The organism is Agromyces sp. NPDC058136 (assembly GCF_042884375.1).
Classification (GTDB): Bacteria; Actinomycetota; Actinomycetes; order Actinomycetales; family Microbacteriaceae; genus Agromyces.
Genome location: NZ_JBHVUA010000004.1, coordinates 359,348 through 376,448, shown reverse-complemented (window position 1 = coordinate 376,448; position 17,101 = coordinate 359,348). Strand labels below are relative to the sequence as shown.

At 66.9% G+C, this 17,101-nt stretch carries 13 protein-coding genes; 4 read left to right on the top strand and 9 right to left on the bottom strand.

All coding sequences use genetic code 11. The features are described from left to right. Positions 1-28 precede the first annotated feature (28 nt). Positions 29-2,023 carry an acyltransferase family protein gene (locus tag ACFVTX_RS13895; protein ID WP_386901047.1) on the top strand — a complete coding sequence of 665 codons (1,995 nt, stop codon included), beginning with the start codon at positions 29-31 and terminating at the stop codon, positions 2,021-2,023. A gap of 90 nt (positions 2,024-2,113) precedes the next feature. Here ACFVTX_RS13895 and ACFVTX_RS13890 read toward each other — a convergent pair whose 3' ends face one another. From ACFVTX_RS13890 to ACFVTX_RS13865, 6 genes are all read right to left on the bottom strand, one after another. Continuing rightward, a complete protein-coding gene (locus ACFVTX_RS13890) occupies positions 2,114-3,343 on the bottom strand; it encodes an ABC transporter ATP-binding protein (RefSeq protein ID WP_386901045.1) in 1,230 nt (409 codons plus the stop codon). Next, the gene (locus ACFVTX_RS13885) at positions 3,343-4,203 is read right to left on the bottom strand and encodes an ABC transporter permease (RefSeq protein ID WP_386901043.1); all 861 of its coding nucleotides are present in this window, start codon (positions 4,201-4,203) and stop codon (positions 3,343-3,345) included. The genes ACFVTX_RS13890 and ACFVTX_RS13885 overlap by 1 nt, the downstream gene beginning before the upstream one ends. 53 nt (positions 4,204-4,256) lie before the next feature. Beyond that, entirely contained in the window at positions 4,257-5,516 is a 1,260-nt protein-coding gene (locus ACFVTX_RS13880) for a hypothetical protein (RefSeq protein WP_386901041.1), read from the bottom strand. Beyond that, positions 5,503-6,759: an acyltransferase family protein gene (locus ACFVTX_RS13875; RefSeq protein WP_386901039.1), complete on the bottom strand. Its 1,257-nt coding sequence runs from the start codon at positions 6,757-6,759 to the stop codon at positions 5,503-5,505. Before ACFVTX_RS13875 ends, ACFVTX_RS13880 begins: the two co-directional genes overlap by 14 nt. Next, positions 6,759-8,702 (bottom strand): rhamnan synthesis F family protein, encoded by a 1,944-nt coding sequence (locus tag ACFVTX_RS13870; RefSeq protein WP_386901037.1) that lies wholly within the window; start codon positions 8,700-8,702, stop codon positions 6,759-6,761. The genes ACFVTX_RS13875 and ACFVTX_RS13870 overlap by 1 nt, the downstream gene beginning before the upstream one ends. Positions 8,703-8,873: 171 nt before the next feature. Next, positions 8,874-9,929, bottom strand: coding sequence for a glycosyltransferase family 2 protein (locus ACFVTX_RS13865; protein WP_386901035.1), 1,056 nt, complete (start codon positions 9,927-9,929; stop codon positions 8,874-8,876). Between the two features lie 252 nt (positions 9,930-10,181). On the opposite strand from ACFVTX_RS13865, the gene ACFVTX_RS13860 reads away from it, so the two are divergent. From ACFVTX_RS13860 to ACFVTX_RS13850, 3 genes are read left to right on the top strand one after another with little or no spacing between them, the layout of a single operon-like run. Next, complete coding sequence (locus tag ACFVTX_RS13860) at positions 10,182-11,285, top strand: NAD-dependent epimerase/dehydratase family protein (protein ID WP_386901033.1); 1,104 nt, start codon at positions 10,182-10,184, stop codon at positions 11,283-11,285. Further along, positions 11,249-12,841 (top strand): DUF2142 domain-containing protein, encoded by a 1,593-nt coding sequence (locus tag ACFVTX_RS13855; RefSeq protein WP_386901031.1) that lies wholly within the window; start codon positions 11,249-11,251, stop codon positions 12,839-12,841. The genes ACFVTX_RS13860 and ACFVTX_RS13855 overlap by 37 nt, the downstream gene beginning before the upstream one ends. Further along, complete coding sequence (locus tag ACFVTX_RS13850; protein WP_386901029.1) at positions 12,834-13,994, top strand: glycosyltransferase family 4 protein; 1,161 nt, start codon at positions 12,834-12,836, stop codon at positions 13,992-13,994. Before ACFVTX_RS13855 ends, ACFVTX_RS13850 begins: the two co-directional genes overlap by 8 nt. On the opposite strand, the gene ACFVTX_RS13845 is transcribed toward ACFVTX_RS13850, so the two are convergent. Genes ACFVTX_RS13845 through ACFVTX_RS13835 form a run of 3 tightly spaced genes read right to left on the bottom strand, consistent with a single transcriptional unit; the run spans position 13,970 to position 17,081 of the window. Then, positions 13,970-15,061 (bottom strand): glycosyltransferase family 4 protein, encoded by a 1,092-nt coding sequence (locus ACFVTX_RS13845; protein WP_386901027.1) that lies wholly within the window; start codon positions 15,059-15,061, stop codon positions 13,970-13,972. The two genes, ACFVTX_RS13850 and ACFVTX_RS13845, sit on opposite strands and share 25 nt — an antisense overlap. Continuing rightward, positions 15,058-16,227, bottom strand: coding sequence for a hypothetical protein (locus ACFVTX_RS13840; protein WP_386901026.1), 1,170 nt, complete (start codon positions 16,225-16,227; stop codon positions 15,058-15,060). Before ACFVTX_RS13840 ends, ACFVTX_RS13845 begins: the two co-directional genes overlap by 4 nt. Then, a complete protein-coding gene (locus ACFVTX_RS13835) occupies positions 16,224-17,081 on the bottom strand; it encodes a glycosyltransferase family 2 protein (protein ID WP_386901024.1) in 858 nt (285 codons plus the stop codon). The genes ACFVTX_RS13840 and ACFVTX_RS13835 overlap by 4 nt, the downstream gene beginning before the upstream one ends. Positions 17,082-17,101 lie beyond the last annotated feature (20 nt).

The following is a 17,101-nucleotide window of genomic DNA, read 5'->3' as shown; positions in this document are numbered from 1 at the left end:
ATGCCGGCGAAGGGAACTGGGCGAGCGTATGGCTGAGAAGGTCCTTCGCGTGCGACTGGACATCCAATTGCTCCGCGCGCTCGCGGTCGGCGGCGTCCTCGCCTACCACCTCTGGCCGAATCGCGTGCCCGGAGGTTTCGTCGGCGTCGACGTCTTCTTCGTCATCTCGGGGTTCCTCATCACCGCCCACCTCCTCCGCAGCGCAGAAGGAGCGGACGGAGTGCACCTCGGCAAGTTCTGGGCGAACCGCGCGCGGCGCCTGCTGCCGCTCGCGTCGGTCGTGCTGCTCGCCTCAGTCGTGGCGATTTTCGCCTTTCTCCCGCAGTCGGTCTGGAAGGTCTCGCTGCAGGGCATCATCGCGTCCGCCCTGTATGTCGAGAATTGGAACCTGGCTGCAGGGTCCGTGGACTATCTCGCGCGCGACCAGGCGCCGACGATCGTGCAGCACTTCTGGTCGCTCTCCGTCGAGGAGCAGTTCTACATCGTCTGGCCGTTGCTCCTGCTGCTCGCCGTTTGGATCGCGGGGCGCGCCGCCCACGGAGTCGAGCGGAGCGAAGCGGTGCGTCGACGACGCATTCGGCTCGCGGCGTTCCTCGCCATCCTCGCCGTCTTCGTCGCGTCGTTCGCGTACTCGATCTGGATCACCCCGAACAGCCCCGGCCTCGCCTATTTCGCAACCCCCACTCGAGCATGGGAGTTCGCCGCCGGCGCGATGCTGGCATTCCTGCCGCAACCGGCACCGGTGGCGAGGGGCGCCCGTACACCCAGCGTGCGGTTGGCTGCGTCCTGGGCGGGCTTCGCCTTGATGATCGGCACGATGCTCGTGCTGACGACTCAAGTGCCGTTCCCGGGTGCGGTCGCGGCGATCCCGGTACTCGGCGCCTGCCTCTTCATCTGGGGCGGCGATATCCGGCGACCCTTTGCGCCGACCGCGCTGGCCGGATTCCGTCCCGTGACATACCTCGGTGACATCTCGTACGGCGTCTATCTGTGGCACTGGCCGCTCATCATCGTCGCCTCGGCCATGCTCGGCGGCGCGTTGTCGACCCCTGCAAAAATCGGCATCCTCGTCGCGACCTTCGGGCTCGCCGCGCTCAGCAAGATCTTCATCGAGGATCCGTTCAGGTATCGACGGTTCTGGCGACAGCGGTGGTGGCGCGGGTTCTATCCCGCATCGGTCGGCGTGCTGGCCGTGTGCACGGTCGCCGTGGTCGGCTTGGCCTCGATCCAGTTCGCGGGCTCGACCGCCGTCGCGGGCGGCGGAGTTGCGAACGAACTCGGCGAGGCGACGGATCCCCTCGCGCCGCTGACACCTTCGCTGGCCAACCGTGCAGGTGATCATGACGAGATCTTCGAGTGCTTCGACATGAACAAGACGGGACCGTATATCTGCAGCTACGGCGTGGATGACGCTGACGTCTCGATCGCTGTGACCGGGGATTCGCACGCAGCGCACTTCATTCCGGCGCTGATCGACATCGTCGAGGATCGCGGCTGGAAGCTGACGACCTACGTCGGGATGAATTGCGACGACACCACCTGGCAGGAGTGCAAGGGGGGTGCGGAGATGAGCGACCGGATCATCACCGGTGGATACGACCTCGTCGTGTACAGCGCCTACCGGTACGCCGGCTCCGACATCGATGACGTTGCCGCATCGGTCACACGACTGCACGACTCCGGAGTTCCCTTGATGCTGATCGAGGACGTGCCGTTCCACCCCACATCCACATTCGACTGCCTGGACGCAGCCGGTGGGGATCCTGCTGCTTCGGTGAAGTGCACGACGCCGGTCGCCGAGGCGCTGGACAAGTATCCCGACCGGGTCGTGCCGATCGCGAAGTCGCTCGGCCTCGAGGCGGTGCCGATGCAGGACCTCTTCTGCACCGAGACCGAGTGCATGAGCATCGACGGGAACGTCATCATCTATCAGGATGCGCCGGGTTCCCACCTCACTTCGACGTTCTCGAGATTGCTCGCGCCGAGGCTCGGCGCCGAGATCGACGCACGAATCAGCGAGTAGTCGCCGCAGGCTCCACCTCCGACCGACGCCGCCGACTCGCCAGCCGGTCGTCAGAGCAGCTGGCGAGTCGAGCCCCGCGGAGAGCGGGGATCAGTCGGTCGAGGTCGAAATCTCGATGAGCGGGCGCGCCGGAGTGATGCCTGTGAACGTGCTGCCGAACGTCGTCAGCCCGCCCGACTCGAACGGGCTGCCCGGGAGGACGTCGACGCGGATCGCCTTCTGCAGCGCGTCGTACACATGCGAGGCGGTCGCGTCCTGGATGGACGCGCTGACGTCGAACGAGTTCGGTCTCACGGGCAGCGAGGGGATGGAGACGTCGATGCTGCCTTCGCCCTTGCGGATGCTCTCGACGACATACCCGGCGTCGAGCGAGTGATGGCCCCACACGAACACACCGTCGCGTGTATCGAGCGAGACCCCAAAGGTCGGGCGTTCGATCTCCGACTCCGCACGGTAGTGCACCCGAATGGTCACCGCATCACCGGTGCGCGACGTGCGCGTGTCCACGCCGTCGACGAGCCATTCGATCTTCGTGACGACGGCCTCGCCGCTGCCGAAGCGGACGCCGCCGCTCTCGACGCGCCGGACGCTGTGCTCCGCGTTCGCGTAGGCGTCGACGATCTCGATCGCCGAGCCGACGTCGATGAGTCGCCCGTTCCGGAGCCATGCGGCATGGTCGCAGAAGTGGCGCATCTGCTCCAAGCCGTGGCTGACGACGATCACCGTGCGCCCCGAGTCCTTCAGCTCTGCGAACTTGTCGAGGCACTTCTCCTGGAACTGCATGTCACCGACGGCGAGAACCTCGTCGACGAGCAGGATCTCGGGTTCGACGTGGATCGAAACGGCGAAACCGAGCCGTACGTACATACCGCTCGAGTAGTTCTTGACGGGCTGGTCGATGAACCGCTCGACGCCCGAGAAGTCGACGATCGAATCGAATTTGCTGTCGATCTCGCGTTTCGACATGCCGAGAATGGCGCCGTTGAGGTACACGTTCTCGCGGCCGGTCAGGTTCGGGTGGAAGCCGGAACCGACCTCCAACATGGCGGCGAGCCGGCCGTCGACGGTGATCCGGCCCTTGTCGGGGGCCAGGATCCGCGCGATCGTCTTCAAGAGGGTCGACTTGCCGGAGCCGTTGTGGCCGAGCAGCCCGAAGGTGGTGCCCTTGGGGATCTCGAGCGACACGTCGTCGAGCGCGAGGAAGTCCTCGTACTTCGATCGTCCGCCGGAGAGCACCGCGCCCTTCAACGATTGGTTCCGCTCAGAGTAGACGCGGAAGGACTTGGTCACGTGCTCCACACGTACCGCCGTGTCGTTCATCACAGCTCCTCGACGATGCGCGCCTGCTTGGCGCGGAAGATGAGGCTCCCGAGTACGAGGGAACCGACGGCCCAGATGCTGCAGTTGATCCACACGTGGGCTGACGGCATCGCGTAGTCGTAGAAGAGGGAGCGGAAGGCTTCCAGGAACTGCTCGGCCGGATTCAGGCGGAAGAGCTCGACGAGGGGGAGCGGTTCGCCGTTGAACGAGATGCCGTGGGCGTACAGAGTCTCGGACGCCTGGGCGACGAGCGTGATCGGGAAGATCACGCCGGAGGCGTACATCCACACCTGGTTGAACAGGCCCCAGAGATGCTCGATGTCACGGAACCAGACGACGGCGATCGCGAGCATGAATCCGATGCCGGTGCAGAACATCGCTGCGAGCAGCACGAACACGAGCGAGACGGGGACCCAGAGGAACACCTGAGGGCCGCCGACGAACGCGAGGATGATCACGACCACCAGCAGTTCCGTGAGGAACGTGACGGTCGCGGTGATCACCGAGGAGACGATGAGGACGGCGCGCGGGAAGTAGACCTTCTCGAGCAGCCCGGCGTTGCCGACGAGCGAGGACATGGCGCCTGCGATCGAGCCGGAGATGTACGTCCAGCTGATGACGCCGACCGCGATCCACATCGCGAACGAGTCGATGCCGGAATTGATGCCGACCGGGGCGACGCCGCGGAAGATCAGGCCGAAGACGACCGTGTAGACCGCGATCGTCACGAGGGGGCTGACGAACGACCAGAGTCGCCCGAAGACCGTTCCGGTGTACTGTGCCTTGATCTCGCGGGAGGCGAGCGTCAGGGTGAGAGCGATGGCGTGCCGCAGCTCTGGTGCGGTGACGGCGCCGCTCATCGCGTGCCGATCGGAAGCGACTGGTCGGGCGGGTTCACTGATGTCCTCTGTTCTCACTCATCCGCAGGCGGTGCGATGTTCAGGTGTCGTTGGGCGATCTGGAGGATCACGACATCGGGCCGGTGCTCGGAGACCAACGCCGCGATGTCGGGCAGGTTGGCGGGGTCGTCGTAGTTGTGGCGATACTGCCACGTCGTCGTGAAGGCTTGCTGCCAATACGGTGAGAGACCGTTGCCGAAGGAATCGCGCAGGATCAGGGCAGAGCCGTCGGTCGCGGCGGCCGGGTTCTCGGTGGTGGCCGGCAGAAGCGTGAGGTCGATGCCCTGGTTGCCGGGCAGCGATGAAGTTCCCGCGGTCGAGGTGACCGTGACCGGCGGGAGCGACTTGGTGAAGACCGGGGTCGTCCAGTCCGGCACGGTGTTCGCGAATCCGTAACTGGCGAACTCGTTGTAGTCGACCGGGGCCTCGACGCCAGCGAGCGTCGGCGGCGCGAGGTCGCCGAGCTCCGGGTTGACCGTGCCGATGCACGAGGCTGCCGAGGCCCACGCCATGTACGCGCCGTAATCGGTCCAATGACTGTTCACCCTGCTGAACGTCTGGTGCTGGACGCTCGCCTCGCGAAGCTGGGTTCGTGAGTCGATGATCGGGAGATCGGGCGCGGCGTGGATCAACTGATCGAGCGGGCCCGATCCTCTGATCTCCCTCGCCCAGGCGGGCAGGTTCTCGGGATAGACCGACCACTTCGCGGGGGTGACCATGATGTAGAGCGGGATGCCCTGCGCGGAGAGCATGTCGCGAACGCTCCGCAGGTGGTCCGCCCACTGCGCCGTCTCCTCCTCGGAGAGGACACGGCGGCCGACCGCCTGGGAGAAGTTCTGGTTCTGGATGTCTCCCCAGAAGACCCAGCCGTCCTCACCGAGCACGACGCCCTCGGCAAGTTCTGCGGCGTGCGCCTGCCAGGTCGACTCCGCTGCCGCGGGATCGCCACCGAGCCAGGGCTCGGTCGGAGGCGCAGCGACGTCGGGGTGGCATTGTTCCGGGAGCGCGGTGACCGTTTCGGCGGGGAGCGGCCCGACGGCCGCCGCCTGCGCGTAGTCCACGGGGGGAAGGCTCGGGGCGTCGGTCGCCGTGGCGGCGGCCTCCTCTGCCGCGGCGAGTGCCGCCTCAGCCTGTCGTTGCACGACCGAATACCCGACCACCGTCAGGATCATCGCGACCACGACGAGGGCGATGAGCGGAATGTACCGGATGCGTCGCCATCGATCGCGAGACCGGTCGATCCGTTGCTCCGGGGGGAGTTCACGCAGGCTCACGGACACGCTCCTCGCTCGTCGTCTCGTCACGCTGCTCCGCGGCATTCTTCCGCAAGGCTGCAGCGAAGAAGGTGGACGAGTAGTCGGGGTTCACGAATCGCGTCTTGAATCGGCTGCTCAGCGGCTCCCATTTCGCCAACAGCCATGCGAGCGGGGCCGGGGTCCAATTCTTCAGACTCATCGCCGGCTTCTCGATGAGGTGCCAGCTGAAGAAGGCCAGGACGTGGCAGACGAGGATGACGACCACGTGATACGCCAGCCAGCCCGCGTGCTGCAGACCGAAGTAGCCGGCGAGCTGCATGACCGGCCAGCCGAACAGGTAGATGCCGTACGAGAAGTCGCCGAACTTCTCCCAGTTCTGCAGCTTGGTCGCACGGATCGCGAGCCACATGAGGAAGTAGGCGAACGCGTACTGGCCGAGCACGAGCCATCCGCCGTTCGCGTAGGTGAGCACCGCGAAGAGCAGCGAGCCGACCGCAAGGCGATCATCGATGGGGATCTTGTTCGGGAAGAGCGCGAACAGCATGCCGAAGGCGAACGGTGCGAGCGTCTGCAGGTTGAGGGGGTTCTGCAGCAGGGGGAGCGCCCGAGAGAGGTCGCCCGCATACATCCACTGGAGGCACGCGAGGATGATGATGGCGATGGCGATGATGCCGCTGAACCACTTGTGGGCGAGGATGCCGAACAACCCGAGCACGCCGATGAGGATGTATGCCCGGAACTCGTAGATCAGCGTCCAGGCGGATCCGTTCCAGTTGTAACCGCCGTGGTCGGTCGCGAGCGGCAGACCCGAACCCATGCCGGCGATGTTGAACTGTCCGAGGGACAGCCACATGTTGTTGTAGAAGTACGTCAGGGGCGATTCCACGGGCGAGCTGAAGTAGCCCGAGATACTGCCGGTCTCCTGGATCCACGCGATCGGCCCGAACAGGAAGGCGATCGTGACGAGGGAGAGCCACCATGCCGGAATGATCCTGAGTGCTCGACGCCAGAAGTAGCGGAGCGTGCTTGATCGCCCCATTCGACTCTGCGTGATGAGGTAACCCGAGAAGAAGAAGAAGCCTCCGACGGCGACGCCGCCGAGCGACTGCTCGGTCGACCACTGGACCCCGAGGTCCTCGCCGCCGTAGAACCCGCCCAGCGGCCCGGCGTGCGAGAAGATCACCATGAACGCCATCAGCCATCGGAGGAATCCGATGCTGTTGGCGCGTGGGTCGAAGGCCTGTGCGAGCGTCTTGGGCATCAGCGCGGCCCCCTTCGCAGTCGCTGACGCACCGAGCGCGCGCCGCGGTAGAGAACCCGCACCGGCTTGTAGATGACGTACAGGAACGATGCGAGCTTCGGTCGGTGGCTCCGCAGATTGTGCTTGGCATACGCGACCGGTCCGAGGACCGCCGTCGGCATGAGTCCGCGGATCATGTGGATCTGGTCGATCGGGTAGCCCTCGATCGCCGAGCTCATCTGGTCGAGCTTGTACTCCAGGAAGGTGTGGCTGATGGCGGCGTAGCTCGTCGTGGAGACCGTCCGCGTGTGGTAGCCGAGCTCCGCCGCAGCGTACGTCACGATACGCTCCTGAACGTGCGCCAGGCTCCCGTCGCGGTGCTCGGACTCGGGGAGGTAGTCCTCGTACCCCCATTCGACCTCGGCGAGCAGGCGCAACGCCTGCGGACGCGCGATGAACATCGCGCCGAGCGGAGCCAGCGGGGAGACCTCGTCGAGCGGGACCTTGATCCCGAGCTCGTCGGCGAGCTCCTGGGTCGGTTCCTTGTTCGCGAACCAGGCGTGCCCCATCGTGGGGTAGCCGATGTGGATGGTCGGTGGGAACACCAGCCCGAGTCCGGGTTCCTTCTGGAAGAGTCCGACGAGGTTCGCCGTGTAGCCCGTGGAGTCGAGCAGGTTCTCGAGCTGCTGGCGCTTGAAGAACTCGCCGGCGTTGGGTCGCGCCTGCACGGTCTTCTTCGAGTGGATCTTCACCACGAGGTCGTAGGCGTCATTGAGCAGCACGTCACGGCAGGCGACGTAGAAGGCACTCAGGTCTCGGCCCCGGTTCGACGGCAGCACCCGGATCTCGACCGACGCGATCAGCGGTTCAGCGCGACGCTCGATCGTCTCGGCGATGATCGTCGCCTTCTCGTCGCTGGTCGTGGTGACGTAGAGGTCGACGGGCGAGGGCAGCGTCACCAATCGATCGAGAAGCTCGTCGGTGAGATCTTCGTAGAAGATGTGCACGATCGCGGCGATGCGAAGCGGATTCTCGGGGTCGTACTGGACGTCGACATCGGGCAGGATCTCGAGCATCGACGCGTCCGTGTTGAGCACCTTCGGCTCGGAGTTTCGAGCCAGGTTCTGGAGCATCAGCGACTTCGGGTAGTCGTAGCCGTCGACGAGGTCGAGCGTCCACCGAGAGATGACCGCCTCGCGATCGAGGTAGAGCGGGCTGTGGAAGAACGGTCGGCGCTTCAGCGCGGGGCATCCGTCATCGAGCAGCGCAGGGGCGTCGAGGAATGCAGGGTGATCGGACGGGTAGTTCTCGACTGGGAAGGCGACCTCCGCGAGGAAACCGGCCTGCTGGAAGTGGTGAGTGAAGACCGATTCATGGCTGAGGATCGACTGCGTGTACGACTCGATCATCGGCATCTCGCGCCAGTACGACTTCCACGTCTCCGACGTGAACATGCTGCGCCGGACCGCGATCCAATGCGACTGGATGTGCTGGTGCATCTCGCCGGTCAGGGTGAACGGGTTCGGTACCGAACCGGCGTGGTCGGTCATGCCCCAGAAATCGACTTCGGCGGCGTTCATGCGCTCGAACACGGGCTCGAACGGTCGAACCGGGCCGAACCAGGTGTAATTCATGAGGATGAGCTCGTCGAACTCGGCGAGGCGCTCCTCGCCGAACGCCTCGAGCGCCGTCTTGTACCCCCAGACGTCGAAGCCCACGTTGTCGCGGACGAGGATCGTGTCGGCGATCGGGTCGAGCTTCGCGCGGCCACGGTCGGAGAGCGAGCCGTTGACCACGACGAAGAGGTGCTCGGTGAGCGGCCGCAGCCGTTCCAGTTTGTACACGATGTAGTCGTCGACGTCGCCGCGGACGTCGAAGAGCAGATAGAAGATGACCCGTCGTCCTGCCTCGGGGAATGCAGTGCGTCCGGTCGTCGCAGTCCGACGCTCAGGCTCCATGGTCATCTCTTCTTCTCCAGTAGGTGATCTGATCTCCAGCGCCCGTCTGCACGTCGAAGCTGCGGGGAAGGTGAGGGGGGCTCTCCGTGGAAGATGGCCGCGCCGGAGATCGTTCGATTGTATCGGGCATTCCCTGGGCGACAGCTCGGGGTACGGCGGAACCGCAGCGTCGTCGGTTCACGACTTCGAGCGACCGAGCATCCGTCGCTTCGCGCGTTGAGCGGCATGCACCAGCTTCGAGCTGAAGCGGTCGCCTTCGAGTTCCGTGATGCGCTGTTCGAGCCGCTCGACCGCGGAGGACATTCCCGACATGGCCTCGGCCATGCCTTTCAGATGCTCGCTGATGAGGTCGAGGCGGGCGTCGAGCTGGTCGAACCGGTGCGACGACGCGTGCACGATCCTGTCGGTGGAATGACCGGCGGCGATGCCCTGCCGTCGGAAGGACTCGGCGATGAACAGCAGCAGGCCGAGGTCGCCTGCCTCTCGACCGGATGACCTCAGATAGGAGTCGCGGATGAGCAGCGCGTACTCGGTGTGGACGCTCGCGAGCTCGACGACGCTGTTGGCGAGCGCCCCGGCCTGATCCTGACGCCAATGCCAGAACGCGAGCGGCTCGCCGTCGATGAAACCGATCGTCGCGCGTGAGAGCAGCCTGAGGTTGAAGTCCCAGTCGGCGAGCACGGGCAGGCTTCCATTCCAGCCGTCGAGCTCGGCGAACAATGCTCGCCGCACCACGAGCGAGGTCGGCGGCACCCAGTTCGCGTACACGGTGTCCGTGAGCGTGACGCGGTCGGAATCCGACTTCAGGATCTCTCGTCCGAGCTCCACGACGGTGTCGCCGTCGATCCGCTCGTACACGACCTCGGTGCGAACGGCGACGCCGCCGTCATCGGATGCGTCGAGTGCCTCGACCGTCCGCCGCAGGTAGTCGGGCGCCCAGGAGTCGTCGTCGTCGAGGATGGCGAGGTAGTCGGCAGCAACCGCGGGGTCGGCGGCAGCACCGACGTTCACCGCCTCCTCACGGCCGACCGACTCCGTATTGTGCACGATCGTCGACGAGGCCAGGCCCGGGAAGTCGGCGATGACGGATTCGACCGTAGCGGGGTCACCGCCGTCGTTCACGACGACGAGCGTGTAGTCCCGGTAGCTCTGTTCGGCAACGCTCGCCACCGAACGCCGCAGCAGCACCTCGCGATCGCGCGTACGCAGGATGATTGCGACGGTGCTGGACAAATGCGCTCCTCATGATGGGGCGGCCGTATGCAGGGGGCAGCTGGCCGAACGACAGCGGGGTAGGATGAATCCACCGATTATATCTGCACCGAGACGGCCGCCTCCGGGCGCGCGAGCACGGTGCGATCCTTCGGTTCGGCGCTGCATCGCCATCGATGCGGCGCATTCAACAGGAATCGTATGTCGCGGCGCGCGTCCGTTGGCACGCGCGCGTTCCAGCGGTATCTTCGCCGGAACGGCACACGACAGGGTATGCCCGTACCCAAGGAAGGACCGCCGATGAGTCGACTCGGAACCGTGATCGTGACCGGTGGTGCCGGGTTCATAGGCTCAGCGCTCTCGCAGCGACTCGCGGCGACCGCAGATCGATGGGTCGTGATCGATTCACTTCACCCCCAGGTGCATGCCGAACGTGTGCGACCGGCCTCGCTCGCCGATGCGGCCGAGCTCGTCATCGCAGATGCGGCGTCGGCGCCCGCGTGGGACGAACTGCTGGCCGACGTGCGTCCCGACACGATCATCCACCTCGCGGCCGAGACCGGGACCGCGCAGTCGCTGGACGAAGCGACGCGGCACGCGGTCGCGAACGTGGTCGCGACGACCTCGATGCTCGACGCACTCGGAAGGGCCGGCGTCGTTCCCGAGCGCTTCGTGCTCAGCAGCAGCCGCGCCGTCTACGGCGAAGGCGACTGGCGCACCGCGGACGGCACCTTCGTGCGGCCGGGGATGCGTTCGCACGATCAGCTGGTCGCCGCACGATGGGCGTTCGACGGACTCGAGCCTGTGCCGAGCTCGGTCGCTCGAACCGTGCCGTCGCCGACGAGCGTGTACGGCGCAACGAAGCTCGCGCAGGAGCACCTCCTCGAGGTGTGGTCCGGAAGCCGAGGCGCCCGACTCGACATCCTGCGTCTCCAGAACGTCTACGGACCGGGTCAGTCGCTCATCAACCCGTACACCGGCATCGTCTCCCTGTTCTCGCAGCTCGCCGCCCGCGGCGAGGCGATCCGCGTGTTCGAGGACGGCGGCATCACCCGGGACTTCGTGTACATCGACGACACGGTCGAAGCCTTCGCCGCCGCACTCGCGACGGCTTCGCAGGCGAGAGTCCGCCGGTTCGACGTCGGTTTCGGTGCGGGGCGGACCATTCTCGATCTGGCCATCGAGATCGCTCGGTTCCATGACGCACCCGCTCCCGTCATCACCGGCGAGTTCCGGGACGGCGACGTCCGGTTCGCCGCCTGCGACATCACGCCCACCGTCGAGGAGCTCGACTGGACCCCCTCGTGGGATCTCACTGCGGGCGTCGCGGGTCTGCAGGATTGGATCGCCGCCGAGCACGCCGGGACCTCCAGCTGAACCGCAAGCCCCGGCCCGGACGGCCTTCGACCGCGCCGACGTTCTGGATCGCGTTCGCGATCTTCGGCACGCTCGCGATCCTCTGGTCGCTGGCTTCGCCCGTATTCTCGGTGCCCGACGAGAACGCGCACGCCACGAAGGCGGTCGCGCAGGTGCGGGGGCAGGTCATCGGGTATACCGTGCCAGGGGTCAAGCACATCGTCGTCGATCTGCCCGAGGGGTTCGAGTACGACACGAACATCCTGTGCTTCGCGACGCAGCCGACGCGGAGCGCAGAGTGCGGAGGCGCCGAGTTCGGTGCCGGCGTCGGGACATCGACGTTCAACACCTGGGTCGGCGCGTACAACCCGATCTACTACTACCTCGTGGGCTGGCCGAGTCTGTTCACCGACGGCAACGCCGCCGTCTACGCGATGCGGATCGCGAGCTCGCTCCTCGGCGCGCTGATGCTGGCCGCAGCCTTCCAGGTCTCCGTGGCGGGCAAGCGAGCGCGATGGATGCCGCTCGCGCTCGCCTTCGTCGCTGCGCCGATGAACCTGTATCTGCTCGGCTCGGTCAATCCGAACGGGGCCGAACTCGGTTCAGCGATCCTGCTCTGGGCCGCGCTGCTGCGGCTTCTCGAGACCTTCGATCGCCGCGCTCCGAGCGGAGTGGACGACGAGGGAGCGACCCTGCCCCGGTGGTATCTCTGGGCGATGGTGACGGTCGCATCCGTCATCTTGGTGAATGCCCGGGCGCTCGGACCGCTCTGGCTCGTCGTGATCGTCGGGCTCTGCTTCATCGCGAGCGGCTGGCCGGCCGTGCGCGGGCTCTTCACGAACGGGCGAAGCTACATCTGGCTCTCGGCGATCGCGCTCGGCGGGCTCTTCTCGCTCGGCTGGACCCTTTCGGGCGGCAGCCTCTCCAATCAGGCCGAACCCTCCGACGCACCGCTCGTCGGCGCCACGTTCCTGCAGGGATTCCTCTACACGGTTCGCATGACGCCGCATTTCCTGCAGCAAGCGATCGGGTATTTCGGATGGCTCGACACGCCACTGCCCGTCGCGGCGTACTGGCTCTTCGTCGCAGCGTTCGGCGTGCTCCTCCTCCTGGTGTTCGCGGCGGCCCGTCGCCGGAGCATGCTCGTGCTCGGCTCGGTGCTGCTCGCGGCGTTCCTCGTCCCCGCGCTCGTGCAGGGTTACAGCGTGGGCCAGACGGGCATCATCTGGCAGGGTCGCTACGCACTGTTCCTCTACATCGGGATCGCCATCGTGGCGGGTTGGCTGCTCTCCAGGGATGCGCCGCGCATCGGGTTCCTGGCGCGGCGGATGACCTGGGTCGCTGCGGGCCTGCTCGCCCTTTACGGTGTAGTCGCGTTCACCCATGTGATGGTTCGTTATGTGGTCGGCGAAGGCGCCGCGCTCAGCACGATGTTCAGCGCACCGCAGTGGCAGCCCCCGCTGGGCTGGTTGACGCTCGTCATCGCCTATGCCGTCGCATCACTCGCACTGCTGGCCTTCGTCGGGCTGACCGCCCGATCGATCGTGCGCCGCGAGGAATCCGCCGTCGATGACTGAGCCGCGCGTCGCGATCGCCTACGACTGCCTCTTCCCCGTCAATGCAGGCGGCGGCGAGCGGGTGTACCGGCGGTTGGCGGAACTCTTCGTCGATCGTGGGAGCGAGGTCGACTACCTGACGAGACGGCAGTGGTCGGGGAAGCCTCCGCCAGCGAGCTTCGAGATCGTCGGCGTCTGGAACGGCGAGATCTACGATTCCGGCGGAACCCGGACCACTGCGAGCGCACTCGCGTTCGCGTGGGCGCTCTTCCGTGCCTTTCTTCGCCGTCGTGGCGACCACGACCTCGTGATCGTCTCGGCTCTGCCGGTGCTCAACGTGTTCGCGGTGCGACTGGCACTGCTCGGCTCGGGGACGCTGCTCGTGAGCGACTGGCTCGAAGTCTGGAGCGCGCGGCAGTGGCGCGCCTACTCGGGCGCGGCGGTCGGGACCGTTGCGGCGATCCTGCAGCGGATCGGTCTCCGGATCTCCCGTGTCCACACCGCGAACAGTGAGTTCACTGCCGAACGGATCCGACGATACCGCCCGCGGGCGGCGCCGATCGTCCTCGGCCTGGTCGACCTCGTCGGCGCCTCGAGCGACACGCCGGGCGTGCCCGTGGACCCTCCGTTCGTCCTCTTCGTCGGTCGTCACATCGCCGACAAGCGACTCTCGGCGCTGCCTGCGGCCCTCGCCGAGGCGCGACGCCGGATCCCCGATCTCCGGGCGATCGTCGTCGGAAGCGGCCCGGAGACCTCGGTCGCGGTCGCCGCCGCGGAGAAGGCCGGGGTCGCCGACGAGATCGAGTTCACCGGTCGGGTGAGCGACGAGCGGCTCGAGCAGCTGTTCCGGACGGCGGCGGCGCTCGTGAATCCGTCGGCGCGTGAGGGGTTCGGTCTGGTCGTCGCCGAGGCGGCGGCCTTCGGCACGCCGAGCGTGGTCGTCGCAGGGGAGGACAACGCAGCTGCAGAACTCGTCGAGAGCGGCGTCAACGGTGTCGTGGCATCGTCGGTGTCGAGCACCGATCTCGGCTCCGCGATCGTGCGGGCGGTCGAAGCGGGCCCGGCGCTCAGGGCGGCCACTCTCAGGTGGTTCGAGACCGCTCGCGTCGATCGTTCGCTGCGCGTGTCGGTCGATCGACTGCTCGACACCTACCGGGGGATCAGCCCCCGCTGAATCGCCGAGACCGTCGCGTCCGCAGTACGCTGCCACGAGAACGACCGGGCACGCTCGCGCCCTGCGGCCGACATCGCGGCACGCCGTTCCGGATCTGCCAGCAGCGTCGAGATCGCGTCTGCGATCGCGTCGGAGCTCTCAGCGTCGACGTACATCGCCGCGGCGCCGGCGGTCTCGCGCAGGACCTCGAGATCGGAGCAGATCACCGGGCAACCGCGTGACATCGCTTCGAGCGGGGGGAGGCCGAACCCCTCGAACAACGTCGGGAACACGAAGACCGTGGCGGACGCGTAGAGCTCTTCGAGCCGCTCGGAATCCACCCAACCCTCGAGGCTGACGTGGTCGTCGATACCGAGCCGTCGGACCTCCGCGAGCAGCGGGTCCTCGGCATGGCTGCCGGTGATCACGAGGCGCGGACGGCGGTCGACGGGGATACGCGAGATCGCCTCGAGCAGCCGGGTGAAGTTCTTGTGCGGCATGCGGTTCCCGACCGCGAGGAGGAGGTCGGCCTCGCGTTCGAGGTCGGTCGGCGGAGGTGCGGTCGGCCCGCCGGCGAGCGGTGTCACATCGACACGGCCTTCGGGGACGTGGAGGAGCTCGACGATGTCGCGCTTGGACGATTCGCTCACGGTCACGATCCGCGCGGCGCGGCGCGCGGCGCGGCGGATCATGGCCCGCAGGACGACGGCGTACGGGCCGGGAACGTACTCGGGGAAACGGAATGCGAGGAGGTCGTGAACGGTCAGGACCACGGGCACCTTCGGGGCCGCGGGGCCGAGGTTGGCAGGGGCGTGCACGACGTCCGCCCCGAGGCGGCGTGCGTGGCGATCGACGGCGAACAGCTCTCCGGCGGCCCAGGCCCGACGGTCCTCACCGTCGACGCCTGAGTCCACGAGACGACCGGGGAACCACGGGGCTCCCGTCGAAGCCAACTGCGTGGAGGCGAGACCGATGAACTCGAGATCGTGCGCAGCGGGATCGATGCGTCGATAGATCTCGCGGACGTACGACTCCATCCCCCCTTTCCGTCCGGTGTAGAACAGCAGATCGACGAGGACCCGGCTCATGGGGCGACCCTGCCTTCGGATTGCGGTGGTAGTGCTGCGCGGGCCTTCCGTCGTCGACGTGCCGCCTCGTAGACGACAGCCGACAGCAGTTCCGCGGCCAGCAGGCCGACGAACACGATCGGGAGACTCTGCAGACCGAGGCCGATGGCGGCCAAGCCGAACGTGAGCGCCGTCACCGCCGCACGGAGCCCGGTGACGAGGCGGACCTCGCCTGCCCGCCGGAGCGCGGCGAAGGGCAGGGTGGTGGCGAGGGATGCTGCGCGCCATGCGCAGGCGAGGAGCAGCGGCACCAAGGTGTCGGACTCGGTCCACGCGCTTCCGAACACGAAACCGAACAGGCCCGAGACCTCGCACACGAGCAGTGCGACGACGGCCGCTCCGACGGAGGCAGCGGCGACGACGATGTCGAGTCGTGAGTGCTCCTTGAGGAGTCGGAGGCGGAGGAAGTTGAGCGGGATCGCGAGGAGCCCCGAGACCGTCGAGATCGACGTGAAGAGCACGGCGTCGGTGGGGCCGAGGAACGCGAGGATCATCGTGTTCAGGAGCGGATACAACGCCCCCGTGATCGCGGTGTCGGCGACCACCCAACCCATCACCGCAGGCTGCGGTCGACTCGCGCGGTGGGCGACGGGCAGGCAGCGCACACACGTCGCGGCCGCGATGCCGGCGACGAGCGGAATGAGCGCCCATGGCTGGTCCAGGAAACCCGCAACGACCCCGATGAGGGCGCCGAGCCCGACGGCGATCGAGGCGATGACCTCGCGCCGGTCCAGTCGCTCTGCGACCGAGACGCCGCGGCCGACCTCGAGCGCGGCGATCAGGATCGGCAGACCGATCGCGAGGGCGAAGGCGTTCGGCGGCAGGATCGCGATCACGACGGCGGTGGCCACTGCGACGGCGGCGAGCCACATCGGGAACACGACGCGTCGATCGGTGCCCGTCGAGCTCAGGCGCGACTCGACGACGACGGCGAACGTCAATTGACCCACGAAGGTCGCGACCAGGACTGCGACGGCGAGCGCGCCCTGCTCCTGCACGGTGAACAGGCGAGACGAGATCGACACCGTCGCCGCTGGGATGACGGCGAGCGAGACGCCCCCGAGGAGCGTGACGAGGCTGAGGGCGGCGCGATGCAGTCGCCGGGGTTGCGGCGTCGCGACGCTCATCGCGTCACCGCGGTCGATCGTCCGCCGATTGTCCGCCCGAGCATGCCTTCCGCACGGCCGATGAACACCCACCATCCATCGCCGAGCGAGTTCGTGTCCCGATGACGCAGACCGAATGCGAGGCCGCCGGTGACGAATGCGAACCGCCACCACCACGGGTACCGGTGGCGCATCACGATCCGGCCGAGGCCGCGACCGTATGCGCGCAGCTTCCGCCGCCGTTCCGAAGTGGAGAGCCCGCTGGCGTCGGCGATCCCGCCGACTGCGATGTCAGCCGGGAGCCATTCGAAGGTCGACGCGGTCGTCGGCTGCCGCTCGAGAAGGCGGAGGAGGAGGTCGGTGACCTCACCCGCTTGCCAGGGACTCGAGGCGCCTGTCCCGAGTTCGGAGTCGAAGCCGCCGAGTTCGTCGAAGCTCGAACGGCGGATGAGCAGACCCATCTCGATGACGTTCCAGACGTTCCAGCGGTCGAGCGGGACTCCGGCTTCGGGCAGGACGAACTTCGGCCCGTTCTCGTCGACGACGGTGATGGCGCCGACGCGGACATCCGCGCAGGCGAGCCGGATGGCAGCCAGCGAGCCGTCGGGGAACCAGGTCGTGTCGTTCGGGAAATGCAGCAGGCGTTCCCCGTCCGGGAGATGCGCCACTCCGGCATTCCGTCCCCGTGATGCTCCGCGCTCGGAGGTGATGACCTGTATGTCGAAGGTCGCCGTCCGAAAGGTCGACGCGACCAGTTCGACCGCGTCGACGTGCGCCTGGGCGACGATGACGAGTCGGTCGCCTGCCTCCGTCTGCGCGGACAACGATTCGAGGAGGCGCTCGAGCGGTTCGATGCGGCCCAGCGTCGATACCACGAGACCGAGATTCACAATGC